The sequence below is a fragment of the Paraglaciecola sp. 20A4 genome, assembly GCF_011378905.1.
Lineage (GTDB): Bacteria > Pseudomonadota > Gammaproteobacteria > Enterobacterales > Alteromonadaceae > Paraglaciecola.
This window is the reverse complement of the sequence record NZ_WTPY01000003.1, coordinates 117,902-144,801: the sequence shown is the minus strand read 5'-3', so window position 1 is coordinate 144,801 and position 26,900 is coordinate 117,902. Positions and strand designations below refer to the sequence as shown.

22 protein-coding genes are annotated in these 26,900 nt (G+C 41.6%); 10 read left to right on the top strand and 12 right to left on the bottom strand.

Going from position 1 to position 26,900, the window contains the following annotated elements:
• Positions 1 to 31 precede the first annotated feature (31 nt).
• From rfbD to rluC, 5 genes are read right to left on the bottom strand one after another with little or no spacing between them, the layout of a single operon-like run.
• Complete coding sequence (gene rfbD / locus GQS54_RS05020; RefSeq protein WP_166422927.1) at positions 32 to 901, bottom strand: dTDP-4-dehydrorhamnose reductase; 870 nt, start codon at positions 899 to 901, stop codon at positions 32 to 34.
• Between the two features lie 25 nt (positions 902 to 926).
• Positions 927 to 1,475 (bottom strand): dTDP-4-dehydrorhamnose 3,5-epimerase, encoded by a 549-nt coding sequence (gene rfbC / locus GQS54_RS05015; protein ID WP_166422926.1) that lies wholly within the window; start codon positions 1,473 to 1,475, stop codon positions 927 to 929.
• 26 nt (positions 1,476 to 1,501) lie between these two features.
• Positions 1,502 to 2,383: a glucose-1-phosphate thymidylyltransferase RfbA gene (gene rfbA / locus GQS54_RS05010; RefSeq protein ID WP_166422925.1), complete on the bottom strand. Its 882-nt coding sequence runs from the start codon at positions 2,381 to 2,383 to the stop codon at positions 1,502 to 1,504.
• A 2-nt stretch (positions 2,384 to 2,385) separates the two neighbouring features.
• Complete coding sequence (rfbB, locus tag GQS54_RS05005) at positions 2,386 to 3,477, bottom strand: dTDP-glucose 4,6-dehydratase (protein ID WP_166422924.1); 1,092 nt, start codon at positions 3,475 to 3,477, stop codon at positions 2,386 to 2,388.
• A gap of 51 nt (positions 3,478 to 3,528) precedes the next feature.
• Positions 3,529 to 4,485, bottom strand: a complete 957-nt coding sequence (gene rluC / locus GQS54_RS05000) for a 23S rRNA pseudouridine(955/2504/2580) synthase RluC (protein ID WP_166422923.1) — start codon at positions 4,483 to 4,485, stop codon at positions 3,529 to 3,531.
• A gap of 574 nt (positions 4,486 to 5,059) precedes the next feature.
• On the opposite strand from rluC, the gene rne reads away from it, so the two are divergent.
• The 5 genes from rne to GQS54_RS04975 all read left to right on the top strand — a co-directional run bounded on the left by rne (position 5,060) and on the right by GQS54_RS04975 (position 12,997).
• A complete protein-coding gene (gene rne / locus GQS54_RS04995; RefSeq protein ID WP_166422922.1) occupies positions 5,060 to 8,191 on the top strand; it encodes a ribonuclease E in 3,132 nt (1,043 codons plus the stop codon).
• A 181-nt stretch (positions 8,192 to 8,372) separates the two neighbouring features.
• A complete protein-coding gene (locus tag GQS54_RS04990; RefSeq protein ID WP_166422921.1) occupies positions 8,373 to 9,680 on the top strand; it encodes a DEAD/DEAH box helicase in 1,308 nt (435 codons plus the stop codon).
• A gap of 158 nt (positions 9,681 to 9,838) precedes the next feature.
• Positions 9,839 to 12,484: a YdbH domain-containing protein gene (locus GQS54_RS04985; RefSeq protein ID WP_166422920.1), complete on the top strand. Its 2,646-nt coding sequence runs from the start codon at positions 9,839 to 9,841 to the stop codon at positions 12,482 to 12,484.
• Positions 12,481 to 12,660, top strand: coding sequence for a YnbE family lipoprotein (locus GQS54_RS04980; RefSeq protein ID WP_158769952.1), 180 nt, complete (start codon positions 12,481 to 12,483; stop codon positions 12,658 to 12,660). Before GQS54_RS04985 ends, GQS54_RS04980 begins: the two co-directional genes overlap by 4 nt.
• A gap of 10 nt (positions 12,661 to 12,670) precedes the next feature.
• Positions 12,671 to 12,997, top strand: coding sequence for a YdbL family protein (locus GQS54_RS04975; protein WP_166422919.1), 327 nt, complete (start codon positions 12,671 to 12,673; stop codon positions 12,995 to 12,997).
• 102 nt (positions 12,998 to 13,099) lie between these two features.
• Here GQS54_RS04975 and GQS54_RS04970 read toward each other — a convergent pair whose 3' ends face one another.
• The 4 genes from GQS54_RS04970 to GQS54_RS04955 are packed head-to-tail and all read right to left on the bottom strand — an operon-like array spanning position 13,100 to position 17,516.
• The gene (locus tag GQS54_RS04970) at positions 13,100 to 13,864 is read right to left on the bottom strand and encodes an SDR family oxidoreductase (RefSeq protein ID WP_166422918.1); all 765 of its coding nucleotides are present in this window, start codon (positions 13,862 to 13,864) and stop codon (positions 13,100 to 13,102) included.
• 27 nt (positions 13,865 to 13,891) lie between these two features.
• Positions 13,892 to 14,656, bottom strand: coding sequence for an SDR family NAD(P)-dependent oxidoreductase (locus GQS54_RS04965; RefSeq protein ID WP_166422917.1), 765 nt, complete (start codon positions 14,654 to 14,656; stop codon positions 13,892 to 13,894).
• A complete protein-coding gene (locus tag GQS54_RS04960) occupies positions 14,656 to 15,660 on the bottom strand; it encodes an NADP-dependent oxidoreductase (RefSeq protein ID WP_166422916.1) in 1,005 nt (334 codons plus the stop codon). The genes GQS54_RS04965 and GQS54_RS04960 overlap by 1 nt, the downstream gene beginning before the upstream one ends.
• Positions 15,661 to 15,710: 50 nt before the next feature.
• Entirely contained in the window at positions 15,711 to 17,516 is a 1,806-nt protein-coding gene (locus GQS54_RS04955) for an acyl-CoA dehydrogenase (RefSeq protein ID WP_166422915.1), read from the bottom strand.
• 217 nt (positions 17,517 to 17,733) lie between these two features.
• On the opposite strand from GQS54_RS04955, the gene GQS54_RS04950 reads away from it, so the two are divergent.
• Together GQS54_RS04950 and GQS54_RS04945 are read left to right on the top strand one after the other, a co-directional pair.
• Positions 17,734 to 18,708 (top strand): helix-turn-helix domain-containing protein, encoded by a 975-nt coding sequence (locus tag GQS54_RS04950; RefSeq protein ID WP_166422914.1) that lies wholly within the window; start codon positions 17,734 to 17,736, stop codon positions 18,706 to 18,708.
• A 420-nt stretch (positions 18,709 to 19,128) separates the two neighbouring features.
• Positions 19,129 to 19,437 carry an isoamylase early set domain-containing protein gene (locus GQS54_RS04945; protein ID WP_166422913.1) on the top strand — a complete coding sequence of 103 codons (309 nt, stop codon included), beginning with the start codon at positions 19,129 to 19,131 and terminating at the stop codon, positions 19,435 to 19,437.
• A gap of 77 nt (positions 19,438 to 19,514) precedes the next feature.
• Here the strand turns inward: GQS54_RS04945 and GQS54_RS04940 are convergent, their stop codons facing one another.
• From GQS54_RS04940 to GQS54_RS04930, 3 genes are all read right to left on the bottom strand, one after another.
• Positions 19,515 to 21,470: a beta-galactosidase gene (locus GQS54_RS04940; protein ID WP_166422912.1), complete on the bottom strand. Its 1,956-nt coding sequence runs from the start codon at positions 21,468 to 21,470 to the stop codon at positions 19,515 to 19,517.
• Between the two features lie 195 nt (positions 21,471 to 21,665).
• Positions 21,666 to 22,592 (bottom strand): FAD-binding protein, encoded by a 927-nt coding sequence (locus GQS54_RS04935; RefSeq protein ID WP_166422911.1) that lies wholly within the window; start codon positions 22,590 to 22,592, stop codon positions 21,666 to 21,668.
• Positions 22,592 to 23,341 carry an electron transfer flavoprotein subunit beta/FixA family protein gene (locus GQS54_RS04930; RefSeq protein WP_166422910.1) on the bottom strand — a complete coding sequence of 250 codons (750 nt, stop codon included), beginning with the start codon at positions 23,339 to 23,341 and terminating at the stop codon, positions 22,592 to 22,594. The genes GQS54_RS04935 and GQS54_RS04930 overlap by 1 nt, the downstream gene beginning before the upstream one ends.
• A gap of 446 nt (positions 23,342 to 23,787) precedes the next feature.
• Between GQS54_RS04930 and GQS54_RS04925 the strand changes: the two genes are divergently transcribed.
• The 3 genes from GQS54_RS04925 (at position 23,788) to GQS54_RS04915 (ending at position 26,881) form a co-directional block, all read left to right on the top strand.
• Positions 23,788 to 25,422: an electron transfer flavoprotein-ubiquinone oxidoreductase gene (locus tag GQS54_RS04925; RefSeq protein WP_166423081.1), complete on the top strand. Its 1,635-nt coding sequence runs from the start codon at positions 23,788 to 23,790 to the stop codon at positions 25,420 to 25,422.
• A 187-nt stretch (positions 25,423 to 25,609) separates the two neighbouring features.
• The gene (locus tag GQS54_RS04920; protein ID WP_166422909.1) at positions 25,610 to 26,011 is read left to right on the top strand and encodes an H-NS family nucleoid-associated regulatory protein; all 402 of its coding nucleotides are present in this window, start codon (positions 25,610 to 25,612) and stop codon (positions 26,009 to 26,011) included.
• A gap of 141 nt (positions 26,012 to 26,152) precedes the next feature.
• Positions 26,153 to 26,881 carry an alpha/beta fold hydrolase gene (locus GQS54_RS04915; protein ID WP_346766553.1) on the top strand — a complete coding sequence of 243 codons (729 nt, stop codon included), beginning with the start codon at positions 26,153 to 26,155 and terminating at the stop codon, positions 26,879 to 26,881.
• Positions 26,882 to 26,900 lie beyond the last annotated feature (19 nt).

The window sequence follows — 26,900 nt, the reverse complement described above, 5'->3', positions numbered from 1 at the left end:
CAACATAAAGCTTGTTGATGAACCCCATGTTTTATACGTTAGCTAATTTATCAAGCATGTTAGATAGTTGCTTACGCCAGTGAGTGGTTTGTAAACCACTGTCGTTTTCTGCACCTGTTTTATCAATAACAGAAAATGCCGGACGCTTAGCCGGCGTCGGGTATTGCGCTGCATAAATTGGTCGAACGGGGATTTCCTTTTCAAGCATGCCTTTTTCAAGCGCGAGCTCTTGTATCGCAACCGCAAAGTCATACCAACTTGCCACGCCGGCATCAGTCCAATGATATAAACCTTGGACACGACTATTGCTACTAATTTGCCAAAGCCAATCTGCTAACCCTGCCGCATAAGTCGGCGTACCTATTTGATCAGACACCACGCCTAATTGGGGCTTTTCCTGCATTAAGCGCAGCATGGTTTTAACAAAATTATTGCCATGAGAGGAATATACCCATGCTGTTCTGACAATAACGGCTTCTGGCAATACATTTTGTATACCTCGCTCTCCGGCTAATTTTGACGCGCCATATACACCCAAAGGATTTGGTGTATCAGTGGTCAAATAGGGAGAATGTTTGGTGCCATCAAATACAAAGTCTGTAGACACGTGTAATAAGCGCGCATTGAATTTTTTACAGGCTTGCGCCAGATTGATGGCCCCTTGCTCATTAACGAGAAAGGCATTTTCACTATCGGATTCTGCTCTATCTACTGCTGTATATGCCGCGGTATTGATTACTACGTCAGGTTGTACGGCGCTGAATTTTTCTTGCACGCTTAACGAGTCCGTTATATCAAGCTCATCGCTAGCAAACGCATATACATCTACGTCATCGGTTGAGGCGCGATTGACTAACTCCCATCCCAGCTGGCCATTTTTTCCGGTAATCAGTACTTTCACTATTATTGCACTCTACTTAGGTTAGTCAGTCGAATTTTGGCGCATTCTCAAATAAACAGCCAACTTTGTCTTTTTCTGATAAGGCGGGCTCCTCACCATTCACTAAGGGCCATTTGATGCCGAGTGCCGGATCGTTCCATAAAATAGATACTTCAGACTGTGGATAATAATAGTCACTGCATTTATATACAAATTCAGCAGTCTCGCTGGTTACATAAAATCCATGGGCAAATCCTGGCGGTACCCACAGCTGCTTGTTATTGGTAGCTGATAACTCAATGCCTAATGTCTGCCCGTAGGTAGATGATGATTGACGCAAATCTACAATAACATCGAATACACTGCCTTGGGTCACGCGCACTAACTTGCCTTGAGTGTGCTCTAACTGGTAGTGCAGTCCGCGCAAGATACCCTGCCGAGATTTACTATGATTGTCTTGTACTAGCAATTCGACGCCCGTAGTTTGGGTGAAAATATCTGCGCGAAAGGTTTCCATAAAAAATCCTCTTTCATCGCCAAATATTTTCGGTTCGAATATAACCGCATCGTTTAAGACTGTTTGGGTAATTTGCATATTAAAGACTCTTATTGGGTAAAACGTTATTCATAACCGGCGGCGACTTTAAGTAGATATTGGCCATAACCCGTTTTTGCCAAGCTATTACCTTGTGTTGTAAGTTGGTCTTTATCTATCCATTTATTGCGGTAGGCTATCTCTTCTAAACACGCTACCTTTAAGCCCTGTCTATGTTCAACAGTTTGCACAAATTGCCCTGCTTCTAATAAAGAATCGTGAGTTCCGGTATCTAACCAAGCAAAACCACGACCTAGCAGAGATACATTCAAATCCCCTCTGTTTAGGTAGGCTAAGTTGACATCGGTAATTTCTAGCTCGCCTCGAACGGAAGGTTTAATATTTTTGGCAATTTCAATAACATCGTTATCGTAAAAATATAAACCGGTTACCGCGTAATTTGATTTTGGCTGTAGGGGTTTTTCTTCTATGCTGATTGCTTTTTTATCTTTGTTAAATTCAACCACACCGAAGCGTTCAGGATCGGTTACATGGTAACCAAAGACCGTTGCACCTTTGCTGACATTAATCGCATCTTTAAGCTTGTCGGAAAAGTGTTGGCCATAAAATATGTTATCCCCTAACACTAAACTGACATTGGCATCACCGATAAAATCTTCTGCAATAATAAATGCCTGCGCAAGACCATCAGGACTTGGCTGAGTTGCATATTCAATGTTGATACCGTAAGCATCGCCATTACCTAATAGGCGCTCGAAATTAGCGCGATCTTCTGGTGTAGTGATGATCATCACTTCTTTAATGCCAGCTAACATCAATACAGAAAGCGGATAATAAATCATCGGCTTATCATAAATCGGCAAGAGTTGTTTCGATGTCCCTTGGGTAATGGGGTGTAAACGAGAGCCAGAGCCCCCTGCTAAAATAATACCTTTATATTCTGCCATGCTTATTCTCCTTCGCCTAGTCGACCTAATTTATACTTCCCTGATAATACCCGTTGCCACCAAGACTCATTGTTGAGGTACCATAAAACTGTTTTACGCATGCCTGATACAAAATCCTCTTCTGGTGCCCAGCCCAATTCTCGTTGAATTCGACCTGCATCGATAGCATATCGCGCGTCATGGCCAGGGCGGTCTTTTACGAAAGTAATTAAGTCGGCGTATTGTGTAATGTCTTTGGCTCTATGTTGGGGAGCAAGCTCATCGAGCAATTCACAGATAGTCCGAACAACATCTAAATTGCGTTTCTCGTTATGACCGCCAATATTAAATGTTTCCCCTACTCGTTTCGATTTAACAACGAGGCATAATGCTCGAGCATGGTCTTCGACAAATAACCAGTCACGGATTTGACTACCATCGCCGTAAACTGGCAATGTTTTACCCGCCAATGCATTTAAAATAACGTGAGGTACAAGTTTTTCGGGGAAATGGTATGGACCGTAGTTATTAGAACAGTTAGTAATAACGGTAGGTAAACCGTATGTACGTTGCCAACTTCTTACGAGATGATCAGAGCTTGCTTTACTCGCCGAGTACGGCGAACTAGGAGCATAGGGTGTTTCTTCGGTGAATAAAGGTAGTTCGCTATTGGCAGGTAACTCATCAGGGTGAGGTAAATCGCCATAGACTTCATCAGTAGAAATATGATGGAAAATAAACTGACTTTTGCGCTGTTCTGGTAAATTCTGCCAATACTCACGAGCTGAATCTAATAAGGTATAAGTCCCAACCACATTGGTTTGTATAAATGCACCAGGGCCATCGATTGAGCGGTCAACATGTGACTCTGCTGCCAAATGCATAACAGCATCTGGCTGATGTTGCTTAAACACGCGGCTTATTTCTGCTGAATCGCAAATATCCACCTGTTCGAAAATATAACGCTCGCTGCGCAGTTCAGGAGGAATGGATTCAGTATTTCCTGCGTAAGTTAATACATCAACATTGATAACACTATCTTGGGTGTTTGCTAATAAATGCCTTACGACTGCACTTCCGATAAATCCGGCACCGCCGGTAACAAGTATTTTCATATTAAATTTAATTCCACTGAGCATTTTATTCAGACATCTTGTCCAAAGTATTTAATTTCTTGATTCGAGTATGTTTAATGTTTTGCTTAGTTGTTGATCTAGCGGAGCTTGAAAACTCACTCTATCTTCTGTTTTAGGGTGAATAAACGCTATTGAGTGAGCGTGGAGGAACAGACGTTTCAAGCCTTTTTTGTTCATTTGTGCGCTAAAATCTGCATCACCGTATTTATCGTCACAAGCAATTGGGTGACCGGCGTGTAAACAATGAACGCGAATTTGGTGGGTACGGCCAGTAATAGGCGATGCTTCCACAAGTGTTGCACCAACAAAGCGGTTTAAAACGCGAAAACGGGTTTCAGACGGCTTACCTTCAGTATCGATGCATACTAAGCGTTCACCTGACTTGAGTGTATTTTTTAATAAAGGCGCATTGACCTTATAACGATTTTCTGGCCACTCCCCTACCACTAACGCTTGATAGCGCTTATCCATTTTCTTATCACGCAGCTGTTCATGTAAAGCTTTTAATGCTGAGCGTTTTTTAGCGATCACTAAGCAACCTGATGTATCCCTGTCTAGGCGGTGCACTAATTCTAAAAACCGCGCTTGCGGGCGCAATGCTCTTAGGGCTTCTATTACACCGAAACTAAGACCGCTGCCGCCGTGCACTGCCATTCCTGATGGCTTGTTCAATACGATAAGCAAATCATCTTCGAATAAGATGTGGGATTCAAGCGACGCGACCTTATCTAATTTTGTAGAAGGAGCTTCACTGGGTTCGGATACTCTAATAGGGGGGATCCGCAATTGGTCATTTGCCTGAAGCTTATATTCTGGCTTTACGCGCTTTTTATTTACGCGAATTTCTCCCTTGCGCACAATGCGGTAAATAAGGCTTTTAGGCACACCCTTTAATAAGGTGCGCAAATAATTATCAATGCGTTGACCTTCAAGGTCTGGCTCGATATCGATAAACTGTACTTTCTGGAATGTAGTATCTGTGGTCATCAGAGTATTATAACTGGAAGCCCCCCATGTATGACCAGAACTTTATTCACTTGCCAGCATTAAGAATTTAATGTGATAATGCCTCAGTCTTGCTATAGGCAACTGCCATGCAAGGCAAATCGATGTAATAATCCGTTCTGGTAGCAATGCGGCACATACAAAGCCGTTAAATATTGCCCTATCGATCGCGAAGTGAGTAACTTTTCGTGGATTAGATAAAACAGAACCAAGACATCAGCGATGATAAATAACTATTTGATCGCGATCGATGTAAAGAATGTAATTGAATTGACAACATACTGGGTTTGTTATGCCCTTTTTTTTCAACGCATAACCACCGAGTATTAACCGTTTTAAGAAACGAATTAAAGATGTCAGGAAAGGCCGACACTGACACCCAAGCGGGAAGTATTTAATATATATATGCATTAAATAATGCATAAGGTACTTAGGCAAAAACTTAAAATTAGTTTGATACAGCCGAGAGGCTGCATGACAAAAACTTGTCGAATCACAGCACATGTCTTTCATCCATGGCGATCGGTACACCACCGAGTCAATAAGAATGAAAAGAATGTTAATCAATGCAACTCAGCAAGAAGAATTGCGTGTTGCCCTCGTTGATGGTCAGAAGCTTTACGATTTAGATATTGAAAGCCCAGGCCATGAACAGAAAAAAGCCAATATATATAAAGGCACCATCACTCGAGTAGAGCCAAGCTTAGAAGCGGCATTTGTAGATTATGGCGCAGAACGACATGGTTTCCTTCCTCTAAAAGAAATTGCACGTACCTACTTTCCTCAAGGTTATAAGTTTGAAGGCCGTCCTAACATTAAAGACGTCATCAATGAAGGCCAGGAAGTCATCATACAAATTGACAAAGAAGAGCGTGGCCAAAAAGGCGCTGCGTTAACAACTTTTGTCAGTTTAGCAGGCAGCTACCTAGTCTTAATGCCGAACAATCCTCGTGCTGGCGGTATTTCGCGTCGTATCGAAGGTGATGAGCGTACTGATTTAAAACAAGCGCTAAGCAATTTATCTTTACCAGACGGCATGGGTTTAATCGTCCGTACTGCAGGTGTTGGTAAGTCAGCTGAGGAATTACAATGGGATCTTAGCGTATTGTTAACCCATTGGACCGCGATTTCTGAAGCCGCTGAGTCTCGCCCAGCGCCATTTTTAATTCACCAAGAAAGCAATGTTATCGTGCGGGCTATTCGTGATTATTTGCGTCGTGACATCGGTGAAATACTGATCGATAAGACCAGTATTTACGAACAAGCAATGAAGCATATAGAGCTGGTACGCCCTGATTTTGCAAATCGCGTAAAATTGTATCGCGGCGATGTGCCGTTATTCAGTCATTATCAAATTGAAAGCCAAATTGAATCTGCCTTTCAACGCGAAGTGCGTCTGCCTTCAGGCGGCTCAATCGTTATTGACCCTACCGAAGCATTAACATCAATTGATATTAACTCTGCACGCGCCACTAAAGGTAGTGACATCGAAGAAACTGCTTTTAATACTAACTTAGAAGCAGCCGATGAAGTAGCTCGTCAATTGCGCCTGCGTGATTTAGGTGGTTTGGTGGTTATCGATTTTATTGATATGACACCCGTACGTCACCAGCGGGAAGTTGAAAACCGCCTGAAAGACGCTGTACGCCATGATCGTGCTAGGGTTCAACTTGGCCGTATATCTCGTTTCGGTTTATTAGAAATGTCACGTCAACGCCTACGCCCTTCTCTAGGTGATTCAGCGCACAATGTTTGCCCACGTTGTAGTGGTCACGGCACCATCCGTGGTACTGAATCTTTGGCACTGTCTGTTTTACGTATTATGGAAGAAGAAAGTATTAAGGATAATACTGGGCAAATTGAAGCTCAGTTACCTGTTAATGTGGCAACATATTTATTGAACGAAAAACGTGGTGCGGTAGCAGGCGTTGAAAAACGTCATAATGTTCAATTGGTGATCATTCCTAACCCGAATATGGAAACGCCACATTACAGTGTCGCACGTCGCCGTCCTGATGACGCAGTTCATGATATGAGCTACAACGTTGAATTGATGAAGAACGAAGACACCGAAGCAGATAGAGCCGTTACTGCTATGCCAGTGAAAGAGCAACCTGTTTTACAAAGCTTTGTTACACCCCCTAAAGTGGTTGCAGCACCATCAGCAGCAGCTGATGCTAAAGGTGATACTGAGAGTGTCTCTTTATTAGCACAAATAGCAAATTGGTTAAAATCATTACTTGCTTCAGCGCCTAAACAAGAACCAGAGCCAGAACCTAAGCCTGAATCTAAGCCTCAGCAAAGACAACAACCTCGTCGTACCCGGAATAATCCTCGTCGTGGCAAGCAAAGCGATAATCGCGCTGAAGGCCGTAACGATAACCGTGCTGACAAACGCACGGACAATCGAACTGAAAACAGTGACGTAAAAGAGAGTTCAAACGAACGTAAGCCACGTCGTGAAGATAATCGCAAACCACGTCGCGATAACAAGCCAGTGAAAGAGGTTGCTGAAAATAGTGCTGAGCAGAAGAAAGAACCTGTTCAAAAAGCCGCTGAGCCGCGTAAAGAAGTGAAAGAACAAAAGGTGGCTGAACGTCGTAAACGCAGAGATACCAGACGCAGTATCCGCGTTGATGACAGTCAGGAGCAAATATCTACCGATACGGCCAACAGTAACAAGGTTGCAAGTTCGCCAGCAGATGACAAAATCGCTATCGCCGTAGAACAGACTGCTAAGCTTGATACTGCTTCAAGTGTTGATGCACAAGCGCCCGTTGCAGCAAGCGCGCAAAGTATCGAGTCTCCTAAGAAGCCAAAAGCTAAAGCGGAAGAAAAGCGTGCGCAAGCGGCATCTCATGAAACCCATGAAGATCCTGCGAAACCTGAATCAAGCGACAGCGATAATAACGACAAAGATGAAAATACGACTCAGCGTACACGTAGTCGTCGTTCACCTCGTCATATTCGAGCTGCGGGTCAAAAGCGCCGTAAAGATGAAGAAGCCCAAGCTACGCAGAACCCTGATGATGTTCAAAGTATCAAGCAAGACGAATTACAATTTGACACGCCTCAGGTAGTTGAAACCGCGCCAGTGCAAACGGAGCAAGCGATAAACGAATCCGTAGCGCCTACTGATGACTCAGCTCCGGCAACGAATGTTAGCGCAGCTGTTGCATCTCAAGCTCCGGCTCAAGGTGACTTATTGACTCAACCAGAAGACTCAATTGCTACAGGCCAAGAAGTCGCACAGGCACCAGAAGTTGCCGCTATTCAGTCTGTTGATAAGCAGTCTTTTACACCTGAAGTTAAGGCGGAATCAAGCGAACAGGTAATGCCTGAAGTTAAGGCGGAATCAAACGAACAGGTAATGCCAGAAGTTGAAACTGTTGTTCCAGAGGTTGTCGCAAAAGATAGTAAACAGCCTCAAGAGATTGAACAAGAAAAGCCAAAAGCAAATATAGCGCCGGCTAAAGCGACCGCAGTAAGTGTTAAAATTCACAAGGCCAGTGCATCTCACCCAATGGCAACCCCTGCGAGTGTTGAGCAAGTGTTTAGTGAATTGAATATTGGCTCATTAGGTGATGATTCTCGTCCGGCAGTTAATGCATCGGGTAAATCAGCAGCGATGGTTGCTGCATCAAATCGTGCTGGCGCGCCAGCGACTAGACCTGTCTCTCAAGACTAGTTTCGTCGTGCACAAGCACGTTTACCTAAGGTAAATCTAAACCGTTGTTAGCCTCGCTAACAACGGTTTTTTATATTCTAGATTGCTAATCATGGGATATACTGTATCCTCGCGCCCTCTCTATCAAGCTTACAAAAGCAGCATAGAATTTGATAATCAATTCACGACCAGCGAGTAAAATATGAGTTTTGCCGATTTAGGCTTATCCCCCGCAATTTTGTCTGCCGTTACAGCGAAAGGCTACACCGAACCATCACCTATTCAAGCACAAGCTATTCCTGCCATCTTAGAAGGCAAGGATATAATGGCGGCCGCGCAAACAGGTACAGGCAAAACAGCAGGCTTTACTCTGCCCCTTCTTGAATTACTAAACCGTGGAACCCACGCACGAGGAAATCAAGCTCGTGCATTGGTACTGACCCCTACGCGTGAACTCGCCGCCCAAGTTGCAGCGAGCGTAGTCGAATATGGTAAAGATTTACCGTTACGTTCAGCTGTAGTATTTGGTGGTGTAGGTATCAACCCGCAAATGATTAAGTTACGTAAAGGCGTAGATATTTTAGTTGCCACGCCAGGTCGTTTACTTGATTTGTATAACCAAAATGCGGTTAGATTCGACGATCTTGAAATTTTGGTATTAGATGAAGCCGACCGTATGCTCGATATGGGGTTTATTCACGATATCAAAAAAGTGCTTAAGTTATTACCAGCTAAGCGTCAAAACTTACTCTTTTCAGCCACCTTTTCAGATGAAATTCGCACGTTAGCTAAAGGGCTAGTAAACAATCCAGTTGAAGTATCTGTATCCCCCCCAAACACTACGGTAGAAGCGGTAGAACAATGGATTTGTCCGGTCGATAAAAACCAGAAAACACCTGCCTTGATTCGTATGATTAAAGACAATGATTGGCAGCAAGTTCTGGTTTTCAGCCGAACAAAACACGGTGCCAACCGTATTGCCAAACAACTAGAAGCGCGCGGGATCACCTCCGCGGCAATTCATGGTAATAAGAGTCAAGGTGCGCGCACAAAAGCGTTGGCTGAATTTAAAAGCGGTAAAGTACGAGCATTAGTCGCTACCGATATTGCCGCTCGCGGGTTAGATATCAGTCAGCTCCCCCAGGTAGTTAACTATGACTTACCCAATGTGGCAGAAGATTATGTGCATCGTATTGGACGCACCGGTCGTGCAGGTGCAAGTGGCAAAGCGTTCTCATTAGTTACCGCTGACGAGTTTTCATTACTAGCGGATATAGAACGTTTTACTAAACAGATTATCAATCGCAAAAGTATTGAAGGGTTTGAACCTGTACATGGATTACCTGAGTCTCGTTTAGACTCGCGTCCTATGAAGCCTAAAAAACCTAAAAAACCTAATGTGCAACACCGAGACGGACAACGTTCTGGTGATAATGCGCGAGGTCATTTTGCCGGTAATCGCAGAGGTAATGGCCCGCAAAACGCTAGTCCTCGACGTAAATCGTCTTAAGCTGGTTCGATATTTATGCCACCTATGTTCCAAGTTGATTCAACTTAGAACATAAGTGGCATACCTTGTTCGTAACAATTTTCTGTATTCTTATATTTTCTGCACCATTATTTGATATTGTACCTTCCTTGATTTCGATTTAGATGGGGCTATTTGCTGTGGGTATATTGTTATCTAAAAAACGCTTTTATATTCCCTGCTTTATATTTTTATTCGTTTCTGTCTCACTCATTTTAACCTATGCCTTCAGACATTCTGTCGCCACCTTCGCCATTGAAACGTTCGCTAAGGAACAAGATATTCATGTTGAGTGTTTATCATTTGATTTAGATTGGCAGTTTAATGTCACCGTGCATAAAGCGTGTATCACCCTGCCTAACTTCAATATACACCTCCATGACGCACACTACATGCGTGCACAAAACCGATTATCAATTTCATCGTTAAAGATTAAGCATACATTAACCGAGAATACTGCCGAGGAACCTACATCAACCGTTAGCCATTTTGACTTATCAAGTTGGCAGCTACCGAGTGAGCTCCCACTATTAAATATTCAGGCTGCACAGGTTGAGTCCTCTTTGCTCTCAGCCCCCTTAAAATTTGCACTTAGCCAGCCCTCAAGTAATTCACTTCTTATTGAAGGCGATTTCAATGCCACGCTAGAGTTACGCCATATTAAAGATTCGGAGCAAACACTGATTATTGCAGATGTTGATTGGTCACTTGATAAAGCGTCGTCTTACTTTAAGCAAAATCTTTCCAGTTTACATTCGTTGCAAACACTATTGACTCAACGCGAGTTAATGGATGCGCCCCTATCCAGTCATCTAGAGTTTGATGGCACACAACTGCATTCTTGGCACAAACTAGATGTAAATTTCGATTATCAGTTTGATGCGTGCGTAATTAATACTCATGTCAGCGGTAAAGCGGTTGCAGATATTTCCTTAGTCACTGAGGAGCTCAGTTTGGATTTGAGCCAATCTGAAATCGTTATTATGCCAAGAGAAGCTTGTTATGCCCCGCTGCCGACATTACCCTACCAATTGCCGAATAAATTTGAATTGGCCGCGTCTGTGCCCATTAACATCAATTCTGAGCAGATTAATGCATCGAGTTTGAGAGTTCGCAGTTTAACGACAAACATATCGGCGGATTTTAAGCAGCTGTCTATCCAACTACCCCATAAAGAAAAGAACCTAGCTGTATCCAGTACTATTTCTATTCAAACAGAATTGCTACATTTAGCTGATAAGTTGAACTCAAATAGCACCAATACGGGTACCCAGTCGCTATTAATTAATATGTTAGGAAATTTTCACTGGGACCCACTGAGCTGGCAGCTAGAAGAGATAAAGGGGGCTGTAAAAATTGACCATTTTGTTGATTACGGGATCAACGCCAAGTTAATTAAAAGCGAGATAACAGGTAACATATCATCAAATTCAGGCGTGTCGCTAACCGCAAATATAAAGGCTCAGAGCGCAAAATATACTTTACAATCACCCTCGTCTGACACAGGAACGCAAACTCAAAATACGCTTTCACGGGCCAAAACATTGCCCGTTAAACCTAAAGTGGTAACAACTAAAGCCCTAAATAGCTCGTTAGCTGCAACGGGACAAGATTTTAATCAGCTAACGATCTCTGTCGATAGCACCTTATCTCAAATAAAGCTCGATAATATTTTGATCAACAAACTTACTAACAATCTCCATGGTTCCATTATCGACCTGAATAAAGTATCCCTAGCAGGAGATTCAATACTAAGCGGAATGGCACTAAATCTAGAGAATGAGCAATACCTAACCCTAGCAAAAATTAATGCTACTCATAAGATAAATGCCCAGCTGGAAGACTATATCCTGAATAGTCATCATAATGTCATTATAGATAACGCCTTGAATTTTAGTATTGAACAAAAAGAGCAGGTTCTTGATTTTGCGCTTAACAGACAAGCATTAAGTGCATTGCAACCATCTATCAGCCGTTTTATGCCAGCACTTATTTTACAAAACGGCACGCTGGAAATTAACGGACAGTATCAACTAAAAGATGCATCTTTCGAAGGTTCTTTTGCACTTGCTGATGTCGTACTTAATTATCAAGAGTTTAATATCAATAATTTATCAACAAGTGGCTCTTTGCAGCTAAATTCAGCGGGCCTTCAGCTAACTAAAACTACATTGAACATCGAAAGTGCGAATACTGGCGTTCCTCTCGAGCATGTGAGTATGCTGTATTACGTACAGAATAATGTAGCAAAGGTTGAACAGGTAATAGGAAATGTATTAGGCGGTACGTTTGCACTGGATAAACTGTGGTTAGATAAACGAGACCAAAAATCTAGAATTACTGTGAAAAATGTCGATTTAGCGCAAGTTGTAGAGTTGCAAAAACAAGCAGGAATTAATGTCACGGGAAGCGTTAGCGGAGTATTACCTATGATTGTGCAGGATGAACAATTTTACATAGACGGTGGTTTGTTAAAAAGCCAAGGACCCGGAACGCTTAGAATTGACGGTAATCCTGCATTTGATTCAATTGCGGAACAACAAACAGAGCTGAATTACCTGAAGAATTTAAAATTTAAACAGTTAAGCAGCCAGGTGAAATTGAATCCAGATGGGCTATTGTTTTTAGATTTTTCTATATTGGGACAAAATGCTAATCAGCAGCAGGCTGTAAATTTTAATTACCATCATGAAGAAAATATTCTAACCTTGTTACGATCATTAAGATTGACAGATTCAGTGCAAAATCAAATTGAACAGAAAATCAGAAAAGGTGATAAAAAGTGAAAAAATACTGGCTATTGATAGCCTTAATCCCGCTAAGTGCTTGTACACACAAAGTACAGGTTGAAACAAAAGAACCCATTACAATCAACATCAATGTGAAAATTGACCATGAAATACGCGTGAAAGTTGATAAAGAATTGGATGATATTTTCAGTGATGACAGTGAATTATTCTAAGGAGAAAATTATGAAGACTGCCCTATTCCCCACTTTTTTCGCAGCGGCATCGTTGCTATTTAGTAGTATGAGCTTTGCTATTGAACTGGACAGCGCCAAAGACCAAGGGCTTGTTGGTGAACAAACTGATGGTTATCTCGGCGCCGTTGTTAGTCAACCGGATGTATTGGCCTTGATCAAAGAAGTGAATGCCAAACGTAAAGATAAATATAACCAGCTTGCGAATAAAAACAACCTGACACTTGAGCAGGTCGAAAAGCTAGCGGCTAAAAAAGCTTATGAAAAAACAGCTGCGGGTCACTATGTACTGGTCAATGGAAGCTGGGTTAAGAAATAATCCCCGTAGATAAAACGTTGTTAACATCGTACGAGTGAGAATAAAAAACCGCTAGTGTGTGAGCACTTCACACGTTAGCGGTTTTTTAATATACTTTTGGCGTTACGCTAAGTAACCACCATCAACAGTAATTGTCGTACCTGTTGTGTACGAAGACGCGTCTGATACTAAGTATAAGACAGTACCAGCCATCTCATCCGGTTGGGCTACTCGGCCAAGAGGAATCGTCATTAACGCTGTGTTGAGGATTTTCTCATTAGATGTTAGCGCTGATGCAAACTTAGTTTCGGTCAAACCGGGTAGTAAGGCATTAACCCTTATATTAAGCGGTCCACATTCCTTGGCGAATGCTTTAGTCATGCTGATTACTGCTGCTTTTGTAATGGAGTAAATCCCTTGCATCACTCCTGGAGATATACCGTTAACAGAAGCTGTATTGAGAATGACGCCACCACCCTGCTCTTTCATCATTTTGCCTGCCGCAACTGACATAAAAAAGTAGCCTCGGATATTAACATCAACGGTTTTTTCATAAGCGGCTAGATCTGTATCCAGAATATGTCCAAAGTAAGGATTAGCTGCAGCGTTATTAACCAATATATCTAATTGTCCGAAGTCTTTTTTAATGGTAGCGAAAGTTTGCTCAATCTGGGCCATTTCGCCCACATGGCAAGCCATCGCTGTAGCTTTTCCGCCTTCATCACGGATACTTTTAGCCACGGCTTCACAGCCATCAATCTTTCGGCTTGATACGATAACATGTGCACCATAAGCAGCCAGCAACTTAGCGATAGACTCACCAATACCGCGACTTGCGCCAGTAACAAGCGCGACTTTTCCTGTTAAATCAAAAATATCTTTTTTCATAATATGTCCTTGTAATTTAATTATTTACTAAGCAGTCATACCGCCGTCTAATACCACGGTATGTCCTGTCATAAAGCTAGATTCTGCTGTACATAACCATGCAATTGCTCCAGCAATCTCCTGGGGTTCCCCTAGGCGCTTCATCGGATTAGCACTGACTAGGGCTTTTTGTCCCCGTTCATTTAATTTGGATAGCACGTGTTCCACCATGGGCGTACGCACAAAACTTGGGCATACGGCATTGACACGAATGTTATATCTTGCGTATTCCACGGCAGCAGATTTAGTTAAGCCCACCACTGCGTGTTTTGCTGCACTATAAGCCGACAAAGTGGGCGCGGCTCGGATGCCAGCGACGGAAGAAATATTGATAATATGCCCTCCACCGTTCGCTAACATGTGCGCTAATGCTTGTTTCATGCAATACCAGACGCCATTTACATTTACAGCGATATTTTTATGAAAAGTAGCATCTTCTATTTCGAGCATAAACTTAGGATCATGATCGATTCCAGCATTGTTAATTAATACATCAATGTCACCTAACTCGCCGATCGCACTTGCAAAAAGAGCTTCAACTGACTGGCTAACGCTAACATCAACTTTACAGAAACGCGCTTGACCACCTTCATCATTTATGCGCTCGACTAATGTCTTACCATCTACTTCGTTTAAATCGCCTATGGTGACTTTGGCTCCGCGCTTAGTCAGTAATAAAGCTGTCTCAGCACCGATACCAGATGCCCCACCAGTAATTAATATATGCTTGCCAGCAACGCTATTATCACTCATTACCCGTTGTCCACCTTGAGTACTAACTTGCCAGTATTCTCGCCTTTAAACAGCATAAGTAAGGCTTCAGGAAAATTCTCGATGCCGGTAACAACATGCTCTTTGGCTTTCAGTTTCCCTTCGCTAATCCATTGCGCCATTTCTGCCGCGGCTTCACCATAATGTTTGACGTTATCAAACACGACTATGCCTTCCATTCGCGCTCGGTTCACCAACAATGATAAATAATTAGAAGGGCCTTTAACGGGTGTCGTATTGTTGTATTGGCTTATCGCACCACACACTACGATTCGTGCGTGTAGACGTATCTGAGTTAATACGTCATCTAAAATTTCACCTCCAACGTTATCGAAATAAACATCTACACCTTTAGGGCATTGGATTTTTAGTGCTTGTTTTACATTTTCATTTTTATAATCAATTGCACCGTCAAACCCAAGTTCATCTACAAGATACTGGCACTTATCTTTTCCTCCAGCGATACCGACAACTTTACAGCCTTTTATTTTAGCAATTTGACCAACAACCGTGCCTACGGCACCCGCAGCTCCTGATACTACGACAGTTTCACCTTCTTTTGGCAATCCGGTATTTAGTAAACCAAAATAGGCCGTCATACCAGGCATACCAAGTACGCTTAAATAGCGCTCTAAAGGAGCGATATTGATATCTATTTTATGGATGTCTTTACCATCAGCGACCGCATACTGCTGTACCCCACCATGACCGAAAACATAATCCCCTTTCTGGAAATTAGCATCGCGTGAGTCAACAACTTGACCAACTGTGCTGGCTCGCATCACTTCGCCTATTTGAACCGGCGCAATATACGATTTCGTATCGTTCATCCAACCTCGCATCGCGGGATCCAATGATATATAAGCGACTTTAATAAGAACTTGCTTATCAGCGAGTTCTGGGACATCAACCTGTACTTGGTCCCAATTTTCACGCGTAGGCGTACCAACTGGACGCTTCGCTAACAGAAACTGCGTGTTTTTCATAATTATTCCTATGTATTAATATTTTTGTCGTATGATTAAATTAAGGGTTTTTAGAACCACGCTTCCTGCATTTCGCTACAGCTACCACTCATACTATTTAGAATTTTAAAATCACGGTCTGTTAAGGTTAATTCCCAGTCAATAAAGTATTTTGCAGCTTGTAGTTTTCCACGGTAAAACGATTCGTCATCAACGGACAAACCACCTGCATCAAGAGCAGCTTCAGCGGTAATTGCTTGACGTATCCACATCCAACTCACAACAATTTGACCGAATATTGTTAAGAAGCAACTTGCGTTGGCTAGCAACGAGTTTTGATGCTCGCCTTTAAGCTCTGCCGCTAATAGAGGGACTAGTTTTTGCAGTTTCAACAAATAAGGCTGCAGATCAGCAATAAGCTGTTTACTCGTTGGATGTTGAGCTTTAGCAAAATCATTGCTCATTACACTTTGCAACTGTACCAAACCGGCACCGTTGGCCTGCCATAGTTTGCGTGTCATTAAATCTAACGCTTGAATACCATTAGTCCCTTCATGAATAGGGTTCAAACGATTGTCACGCCAACACTGTTCAACTGGATATTCACGGGTATAACCAGCACCACCTAGCACTTGAATAGCCAAATCATTTGCTTTGGGACCAAATTCAGAAGGCCATGCTTTAACAACTGGCGTCAGTAAGTCCAGCAGTTCGGCTGTTTGTTGTTTTTCCTTACCTGACTCTACTGTGTGGAGGTCATCCACTAGTCTAGCGGCGTAAAAACACAGTGCCATACCACCTTCAACATAAGATTTTTGTGCCAACAACATCCGTTTAACATCACCGTGTTGAATAATGGTGGCGGCTTTATCAGTTGGTTTGTTATGCGGCGCCACACGACCTTGAGTACGTTCCTTTGCATAGCCTAAGGAATACCGATAGCCAGCGTAACCAACCATTGCAGCCCCAAAGCCGACACCCAAGCGAGCTTCGTTCATCATCAAGAACATGTACTTCAAGCCTTGATGTTCTTCACCCACAAGAAAACCTCGACAATCGTCTTTATCACCAAATGTCAGTGCGGTGGAGGTGGTTCCGCGGTAACCCATTTTATGGATCAGGCCCGCTAACGTAACGTCATTACGCTCGCCAGGGTTGCCGTTTTCATCTAAGCGAAACTTGGGTACCACAAAAAGTGAGATACCTTTAACACCAGGAGGAGCCCCTTGGATTTTTGCTAATACTAAGTGCACAATATTTTTGGATAACTGATGATCCCCAGCTGAGATATACAATTTACTGCCTTTAATACGGTAAGTACCATCATCTGCCGGTTTGGCACTCGTTGTAATATCTGCCAAAGAAGAACCTGCATGGGGTTCGGTAAGAGCCATCGTACCGGTAAATTCGCCGGTTAACATACGTGGCATAAACTGTTCTTTGATGCTTTGACTAGCAAAGTTCTTAATAACATTCGCTGCCGCAACGGTTAAAAAGGCGTAGCCAGTGCTAGAAGGATTGGCTGCCATAAAATAACTTGAGCAAGCCATCATGATCGTTTCAGGAAGTTGCATTCCACCGTCTTCAAAATCGAAACGACCAGCAATTAGTCCTGATTCAGCATAGGTGTTAAATGCCTCTTGTACTTCGGGGATCATATGCACGTTATGCCCATCGAATGTGGGTTCGTTTATGTCAGCTTTACGGTTATGTGGGGCAAATTTTTCCCTGGCGATTTTATCAGCCGTATCCATAACTGCATCGAAAGTGTCTTTATTATGCTCACTAAAGCGTCCACGCTCACACAATGCTTCTGTATCTAACACTTCATACAATTGAAACGCTAACTCTTTACGACTGACTAATTCTTCACTCATAGTACTTGCACCTTTTTTCATTCATGAGTCATGACACCTAAGTGATCACAGATTGACTTGAGGCCTAATTTTGGCAACATTCTTTTAACAGGCTATAGCTTCGCAGATAAAAGAACGGCTAATAATTGTCATATATGACATAATAATGGTCATTAATGACAGTTATAACATCCCGTGATATGGGGCAAAAACATGGGTTTATAGTGAGGACTAATTTATGTTCAAAGTGACTATTCTGGGATTTGATCAAGCCTATGCTAGTGCCATCACCGGCGTTCTAGATATATTTGGTTTAGCAGGCGTAACATGGCAAAGAATGCAAGGGTTGCCTATACACCCCTTGTTTGAAGTGCAAATAGCGTCGTTGAAAGGAAAATCAGTAAAGTGCATTAATCAACTCGAATTAAACAGCCATGTATCTATTGAATCTCTTGAAAAAACCGACTTGTTACTGATCCCCACAATAGGCGGTGATCCTATAGAGGTACTGCGCAACAATGTGGCCCTTTTACCGCACATTCGAAAGCATTATGCGTTGGGAGCTGATATTGCTAGCAATTGTAGTGGCGCCTTTTTTTTAGCCCAAGCCGGTATTTTAGATAAACGTATGGCGACGACACATTGGGGTTACGCAGAATTATTTAAGCAACTTTATCCTAATGTAAACTTACAAATAGATAGGATGATCACTGAACAGGACAATATTTTTTGCTCTGGCGGTGGAATGGCGTGGTTTGATTTGGCGCTGTTATTGATAGAGCGCTATGCTGGACATGATATTGCGACGACAACGGCCAAGGCTCATGTGATTGACATATCCCGTGGAGAACAATCAGCATATGCATCACTGCGCACCAAAAAATATCATCAAGATGTGGAAGTGTTATCTATTCAGCAATGGCTAGAAGAAAATTATGCCCAAAAAATAGTGGTTAATATCCTATGCAAAAGAGTCAATCTTACCTCTCGGACTTTTGTACGGCGTTTCAAAAATGCAACTGAACAATCTCCTCTGGCCTATTTACAGGGCGTGAGGGTCGAAGCAGCGAAAAAACATCTAGAAGCATCAAGTCATAGTGTCGAACGTATCGTCAACTTAGTCGGTTACGATGATTTAAGTTCCTTTACCCGTTTATTTAAAAAGCACACTGGATTATCACCAAGCCAATACGGAAAGAAATTTCGACGCTGATATTACGTGTAAACGTCAACTCATATCGTATTCCCATACCCTAACGCTATTATAATTTTTCCCATCGCTAAATTGTGTACAGTTTTTGCTTAATAAATACTTATTAACAATAAATTGTTATTAGAATAATCGATTTTAACGACGTCTAAAACTTAAACCGTTATAAAACAAGCAACTATAAATTAATAATTTAAAATTTCTGATTTTTGTAGTTTTATAGACGTCGTCATTAACCGTTAAGTCTACTGATATGCATCAATGTTGTGCAATTGAAATTAGATATAGTAACAAGTCGAACGATGGAAAAATGAATATCGGCTATTCATTTTGTAATTTTATTACAAATTTGATTTAAAAATAGCCGTTTTAGGTGTATAAACAAACCAAAATCTGTTCTTTAATTACATTGAGAGGAAAATCATGGCTTTTAAGAAACAATATTTAAAATCGAAACCTGTTTGTAAGGTCACGTTCAAGCTCACAAAGGAAGAAGCTAAAGCAGCGGATTCAGTTAGTATTGTTGGTGATTTCAATAACTGGGATAAAAGCTCGACAGTGATGAAAAAGCTCAAGAATGGTAGTTTTTCTGCATCTATGGATTTACCAATAGAAACAGATTATCAATTTCGTTATTTGTTAGATGGCAAGGTATACGAAAATGATTGGCAGGCAGACGCTTACCAGACGTCTCCTATGTCAACTGAAGAAAATTCAGTTATAAAGCTTTGACACTTGGCGACCTGTACCAGCTTCTAAACTGGTACAGGTACTTGGGCCAATATTAATATTTCGTTGTGCGTAACGTTTTAAAGTTCAGTGAATGATACGCCTGAGTAATTTTTACCATGCCAATCAACATCTTGTTCATTAAAGTTTAATACAAGTGTGGTGTTCCCGCGCCTGCTTAGTCTGAGTCCTTTGGGTAACTCAAACGTTTCAATCCCTTGCGCCTGAGCATAATTTTTTAGCACAGACTTAATTAAATCGCCAGACAATGCCCCAATAACACTTACCTGTTCATGCTCGCTAACAGCAGCTAAGCCTTTCATCGGGCCATTTGCGTATATATGCGTTGCGCTAGCAGTCGTTAGCTTATAGCTTTCGCACCATAGTGATGCACTAAATTGCTGGTTATCATCGGCACTGTTTATTTGCTGCTTAATTGTCGGGCGTAGGGAATCAAAATTGGCCAATTTAACGCCAACTAATGCTTCGATCAATTGAAATTGCCCCATTTCAGCGACCCGACCTGAATTATTTCGAAAAGCAGTACGCGGTCCAAATACAATCGGGCATTTGGTGGCTGCGTGACTTAATTGAGTCGCAATTTCATCTGTCATAAGTGTCAACGCTGGTGAAACAATTAACGCGTAGTCTTTATCCGCTAATTGATCAGGGTGAATAATATCCACGTCGATTCCTAATTCACGAAGCGCGCTGTAGAACATCATAAATTGATGCCAGTAACTAAGATCTTGGTTATGTGGCTGCAAATTGTAAATCCACAAACTGTTATAATCATGCAATAACGCAACCTTGGCGTTAACTTGTTCTAAAGCAAATTTAGTCGGGTCAAATTCATTAACTTCTTGATACCCTCTGTCTGGTCGTCCATCTTGTTGAAGCAAGCCGGAATGCATGATCTCTTGCGCCATATGACTAGCACGCCATCTAAAATAAGTAACGGAACTTGCTCCATGGGCCCAAGCCTGTGCCGTCCATAATTGAACCGCGCCTGCGGCAGGCAACGGGTTGTACTGCGCCCAATTAGCATGCCCACATTGCTGCTCCATTACCCAAAAATCTCGTCCACCTTTAATTCCACGATATAAGTCATGGTTAAAGCTCACTAAATCAGGATGACCGGTACGAGCAAATTCTGTTTTGGTTTCTTCACTTTCCCATGTAGCAAAAAATTCCAACATACCAATTGGATAGCTATCCCAAGCAACAAAGTCTAGATTTTTAGCCACTTTGTACAAATCAAACTCTTGGGCAAAAATAACAAAGTTATGGGTCAGAAAGCGTTTTGGGGACAATGCTCTGAGAATATCTATTTGGACTTGTTGAAATTCATCAATCATATCAGAACAGAATCGTTGGTAGTCTAATGCCTGAGATGGATTAGGTTGACGAACAGCGGTCAAGTTAGGCGGATTAATTTGCTGCCAATCTGAGTAATCTTGGCTCCAAAATGCGCACCCCCACGCTTCGTTTAAGGCATCTAAAGTTTGGTATTGATTCTTAAGCCATTTTGGAAAACGTTGGGCACTGGCGCCGCCATACGATACTGCCGTTCCTTCATGCCCCAATTCATTATCTGTTTGCCAACCAATAACATCCTCGTGTTGTCCATAACGCTGTGCCATTAGGGTGATAATGCGCTTTGACTCTCGACGGTATATTTCACTGGCATGATCATAATGCCTACGTGAACCAAATTTCATCGTTTGACCTTGAGCATCAATGGCCAATATTTGAGGATATTTTTGAATTAACCATGCCGGTGGCGTTGCTGTTGGCGTGCACATAACAATCTTTAGACCGAACCTTGTATATGTATCAATGGCTTCGTCAAGCCATTGCCAGTTCAACACACCATCTTGAGGTTCAATTTTAGCCCATGAAAATTCAGCTAAACGAACGTAACTTAAGCCTAGCGCTTTTTGTTGTTCTGCATGTTTAATCCACTCACTTTGCGGTACATGCTCAGGATAATCACATACACCTAACGTCAGTACGTTGTTATTTAAAGCGGACATACATTGCCTCCGATTGATTAATTTGTATGATAAATACGATGCGTGGAAATTAAACATTTATCTGAACTAACGCAAAGACTATTTATATTTCAATGCACTGTTTGTTGCTTAATTAGCCAAATTAATAAAGTACAAACCTATAGATACAACAATGCCGCTTATAAGCGGCATTGTTCAAAGATACTTTATGTATTTTTATAGAGCCGCTTCAAGTTCAGGCAAGATGTCGAATAAATCGCCTACAAGACCATAATCAGCTACCTGAAAAATCGGCGCCTCTTCGTCTTTATTGATTGCAACAATCACTTTAGAGTCTTTCATCCCCGCTAAATGCTGAATAGCGCCAGAAATGCCCACCGCAATATATAATTGAGGAGCAACGATTTTACCGGTTTGACCCACCTGCATATCATTTGGTACAAAACCAGCGTCAACCGCAGCACGTGAAGCACCCATCGCGGCGCCTAACTTGTCGGCAATACCGTCAAGCAGCTTAAAGTTTTCACCATTTTGCATACCTCGGCCACCAGAAATAACCACGTCAGCAGCAGTCAGTTCAGGGCGTTCAGATTTCGTTAATTCTGCACTAATAAATGAAGAGATTGCAGATGTTTTAACTACATCAGTGGTTTCTATAGGTGCGCTATTGCCAGTACCGTTAGCATCAAACGTTGATGTACGCACGGTCAGTACTTTAATACCATCGCTTGATTGTACTGTCGCAATCGCGTTACCCGCATAAATAGGGCGAACAAAAGTATCGCTACTTTGTACACCAATAACGTCTGATATTTGCGCTACATCAAGTAATGCCGCAACGCGAGGCATAAAATTTTTGCCTGTTGTAGTGGCAGCACAAATAATGTGGCTGTAATCTTTACCTAATTCAGATACCAAATCGGCTACATTCTCAGCCAACTGATGTTCGTATGCTACATCATCAGCAAGTAAAACCTTGGTAACACCTTCAATTTCACTCGCCTGTTTTGCTACGTCAGCACATTGGGATCCGACCACAAGAAGATGAAGTTCATCGCCCATTTTACATGCGGCGTTAACCAGTTTATGGGTTTCCGTTTTAAGTTGACTGTTATCGTGCTCTGCGTAAATAAGAATTGGCATTAGATCACCTTCGCTTCGTTTTTCAATTTATCGACTAATTCGGCTACATCCGCCACTATAATACCACCCTTACGCTGTGCCGGTGGCTCAACCTTAAGCACCTTAACATTTGAGGTTAGTTCAACACCAAAATCAGCAGCCGACTTAACGTCAAGGGGTTTACGCTTAGCTTTCATTATATTTGGTAATGACGCATATCTTGGCTCATTCAAGCGCAAATCGGTCGTGACCACGGCTGGAAGAGTTAATTCTAGTGTTTGAAGACCACCGTCAATTTCCCGAGTGACTTTAACTTTGCCGGCATCAAAATTCACTTCAGATGCAAATGTACCTTGAGGCATGCCTGTTAAGGCGGCCAACATTTGTCCTGTTTGATTATTATCAGAGTCAATTGATTGCTTGCCCAAAATAACCAAATCAGGTGACTCATCGTCAACTACTTTCTTAAGTAATTTTGCAATTTGTAAGGAATCTAGTGTTTCACTGGTATCAATTTGCAAGCCTCGATCAGCTCCAAGAGCCAATGCGGTTCTAATTTGTTCTTGGCAAGACTTATCGCCAATAGACACAACGACTATCTCAGTTGCAATGCCTTTTTCCTTAAGCCTAACCGCCTCTTCTACCGCGATTTCACAGAAAGGGTTTATAGACATTTTGGCGTTGGTTAAGTCCACGGAACTGTGATCGGCTTTAACTCGCACTTTCACGTTGTAATCGATAGCACGTTTTATCGGCACTAAAATTTTCATTTTCACCCCATTTGATAGGCGTTTAAGCAAGAAATTAATGTAATTAACATTACATTTACGGAATGGGGTTAATTTACGTCTTGTTGACGTAAGCGTCAACCCGCTCTACCCTCGCTAGACTGACCAAAAGCAAAATCTAGCATAACGACCTGTCAAAAATGATCATGCGGGACGTATTTAACTTGTAGAATGTAAAGAGATAAATAGGCTTATTACCTTTATGAGACGTACTTTAAATCATAAGAACACTGTTCTCTATGTCTTGGGAGGTATAAATAAACCTGACTTATTGGGTATATATATACAAATAAGTTGCGCTTTGGCTGCGCTAAAAGTAAAACAACAGTCAAACTATTTGTAAATTTTGTGTAATCGAGTTGCACAAATATCATTTTTTTAATTAATAGATACTTATAACAAAGGAGATACGGGTGGAACGAGAATCGATGGAGTTTGACGTAGTAATTGTCGGTGCTGGTCCAGCGGGGCTCTCAACCGCATGTCGATTAATGCAATTAGCCCAAGAAAAAGAACAAGAGCTAATGGTCTGTGTCGTAGAAAAAGGTTCTGAGGTCGGTGCCCATATTCTATCTGGGGCAGTATTTGAAACCCGCGCTTTAGACGAGCTATTTCCAGATTGGCAGGCCATGGGCGCGCCGTTAAATACACCGGTAAAAGAAGACCATATTTACTATCTACGGGATGAGCAAAAATCTAACAAACTGCCTAATAGCATTACCCCTAAGACTATGCATAACGACGGAAATTATATTGTTAGTATGGGTAATGTCTGTCGTTGGTTAGCAGAACAAGCCGAAGCATTGGGTGTTGAAGTATTCCCAGGTTTTGCTGCTGCACAAGTTATATATAACGACGACGGTAGTGTTGGTGGCGTAATTACTGGTGATATGGGAATAGACCATAACGGTAACCACAAAGATAGTTACATGCCGGGCATGGAATTACGCGCCAAGTACACTGTTTTTGCAGAAGGTTGCCGTGGACATTTAGGCAAAGAACTCATTGCTAAATTTGACTTAGATAAAGATAAAGCTCCCCAGCACTACGGTCTTGGTTTCAAAGAAATTTGGGACATAGATCCGAGCAAGCACCAAGAAGGTTTGGTAGTTCATAGTGCAGGTTGGCCATTAACAGAAGCATCAGGTGGTTCTTACTTATATCACGGCGAGAACAATCAAGTTTTTGTCGGCTTAATAGTAGATCTTCATTATAGTAATCCACACTTAAGTCCTTTTGATGAATTTCAACGCATGAAACATCACCCTGTATTTAAACAATATTTGGAAGGTGGAAAGCGTGTAAGTTATGGCGCTAGAGCTATCGCCAAAGGTGGATTTAATTCACTGCCTAAAATGACGCTCCCCGGCGCTATTATTGTTGGGTGTGACGCCGGAACGCTCAATTTCGCCAAAATAAAAGGTAATCACACCGCGATGAAGTCAGGCTTATTAGCGGCTGAAACGCTAATTGAAGCATTAAGTGCTGATGAACAAGGTGGTAAGGACTTAATAATCTATACCGATCGCTTCAAAACATCTTGGCTGTATGATGAATTATTTAAAGCACGCAATTTTGGCGCTGCTTTACATAAATTCGGCACATTTATGGGCGGCGCCTATAATACGCTTGAGCAAAACATATTTAATGGCAATATGTTTTTCAATATTGCCGATAACGGCAAAGATCATGAGCAGCTTAAGTTAGCAAAAGATAGTGTGAAAATTAATTATCCGAAATATGATGGCGTACTGAGTTTTGATAAGTTGTCTTCTGTGTTTCTCTCAAATACCAACCATGAAGAAGACCAGCCTTGTCACTTGCAATTAAAAGACAGTGCTGTCCCGATTACGGTTAATTTAGCTTTATATGACGAACCTGCTCAACGTTATTGTCCTGCAGGCGTATATGAAATTATTGACACCGAAGGGGGAGAAAAAGCGTTACAAATAAATGCCCAAAACTGCGTCCACTGCAAAACATGTGATATCAAAGACCCTACACAAAATATTCAATGGGTAGTACCTGAAGGTTCAGGCGGTCCAAATTATCCAAATATGTAATCAACTATAGTTAGAATTAAAAAAGGCGAAATTTATTTCGCCTTTTTTAATTTCGGATGTACTAAGCTTAAATTATTAATATTTAATTACCTTTAAACATAATTATTTTCGATAAACTTATTGCTAACTATCACGTAAAAATATATGTTTCACGTAATGTAAATTCTTAAAATTAAAAAGGTAAATTATGAGTGACTTTATCAGTATATTAACTCATGGACGTCGTTTACAAGGAGCAGTAAAAGAATTATCTGTAGAAGAATTAGAAAGTGTTGCAGATAAGTTAAACTCGATTATTGAAAATCGTAAAACTAAAGAATTGGAGCAGCAAGAAGCAGCTAAAGAAAAGAATCAAAAGCTGAACGAAATTCTAGCACAATTAGAAGCAGCAGGTCTCGATGTTAATGATCTGCAACAAGCTGAACCCGCTAAGAAATCTACCAAGGTTGGCAAGAAGCGTCCGGTTAAATATATTCTATCGGATAGTGAAGGAAACGAGCATAAGTGGACGGGTATAGGTCGTATGCCCAAGGTATTTAAAGCTGCTCTTGATAGCGGTAAATCACTCGATTCATTCTTGATCGGCTAGTTTATTGTTGTCGTCGCTGACAGTGACGACAACATCCTCAATTAACTCACTTCTTATTACCTTATTGATTAATAGGGGTATATTATTTCTATACTAGATATCAATTACAGAATTGATTCAAGCGATGAAAGTCAGCCGTGGATTTTATTAATTCATGGCCTATTTGGCAGCTTAGATAATCTTGCTATGCTTCGCCGTGAGTTAAGTTCTGACTTCAATATTGTTTCAATAGATTTACCTGATCACGGAAAATCCCAGCGCTCTAGCCGATTTAGCTTTGAACAGTATGCAGAATCAATTATTTACTTGTTGAACAAATTGAGTATATCTAAAGCGACTATCGTTGGGCATTCGCTTGGTGGCAAAGTTGCGATGCAAATTGCATTGACGAATGAAAACCTCGTTGAAGCCCTTGTCGTGCTCGATATTGCACCAGTTGCTTATACTCCGCGCCACAAAAGCGTATTTAATGCTTTGCTGAACGTTAATCTACAACAAATAACCGAACGAAAAGAAGCTAACAATATAATGGCCGAATATATTACTGAGCCTTCGGTACGGCAATTTTTATTAAAAAGTTTATATCAAGACAATAAAACACAAAGCTGGCATTGGCGCTTTAATCTCGATTTACTCTATCGCGACTACTCACTGCTATCCGAAGCATTGAATATCGAGCATAGCTATAACAAACCGGTGATGTTTTTGAAGGGGGAATTATCCGATTACCTTCAGCCTCAATACACTAAACACACTATCGCGCTATTTCCTAAGAGTCGTGTAAGAGTTGTACAAGGAGCTGGCCATTGGTTACACGCAGAGAAACCTGCCGAATGTGCGAAACATATACGCACATTTTTACGAAATTAGTTTTTTTCAACCTTGGCTC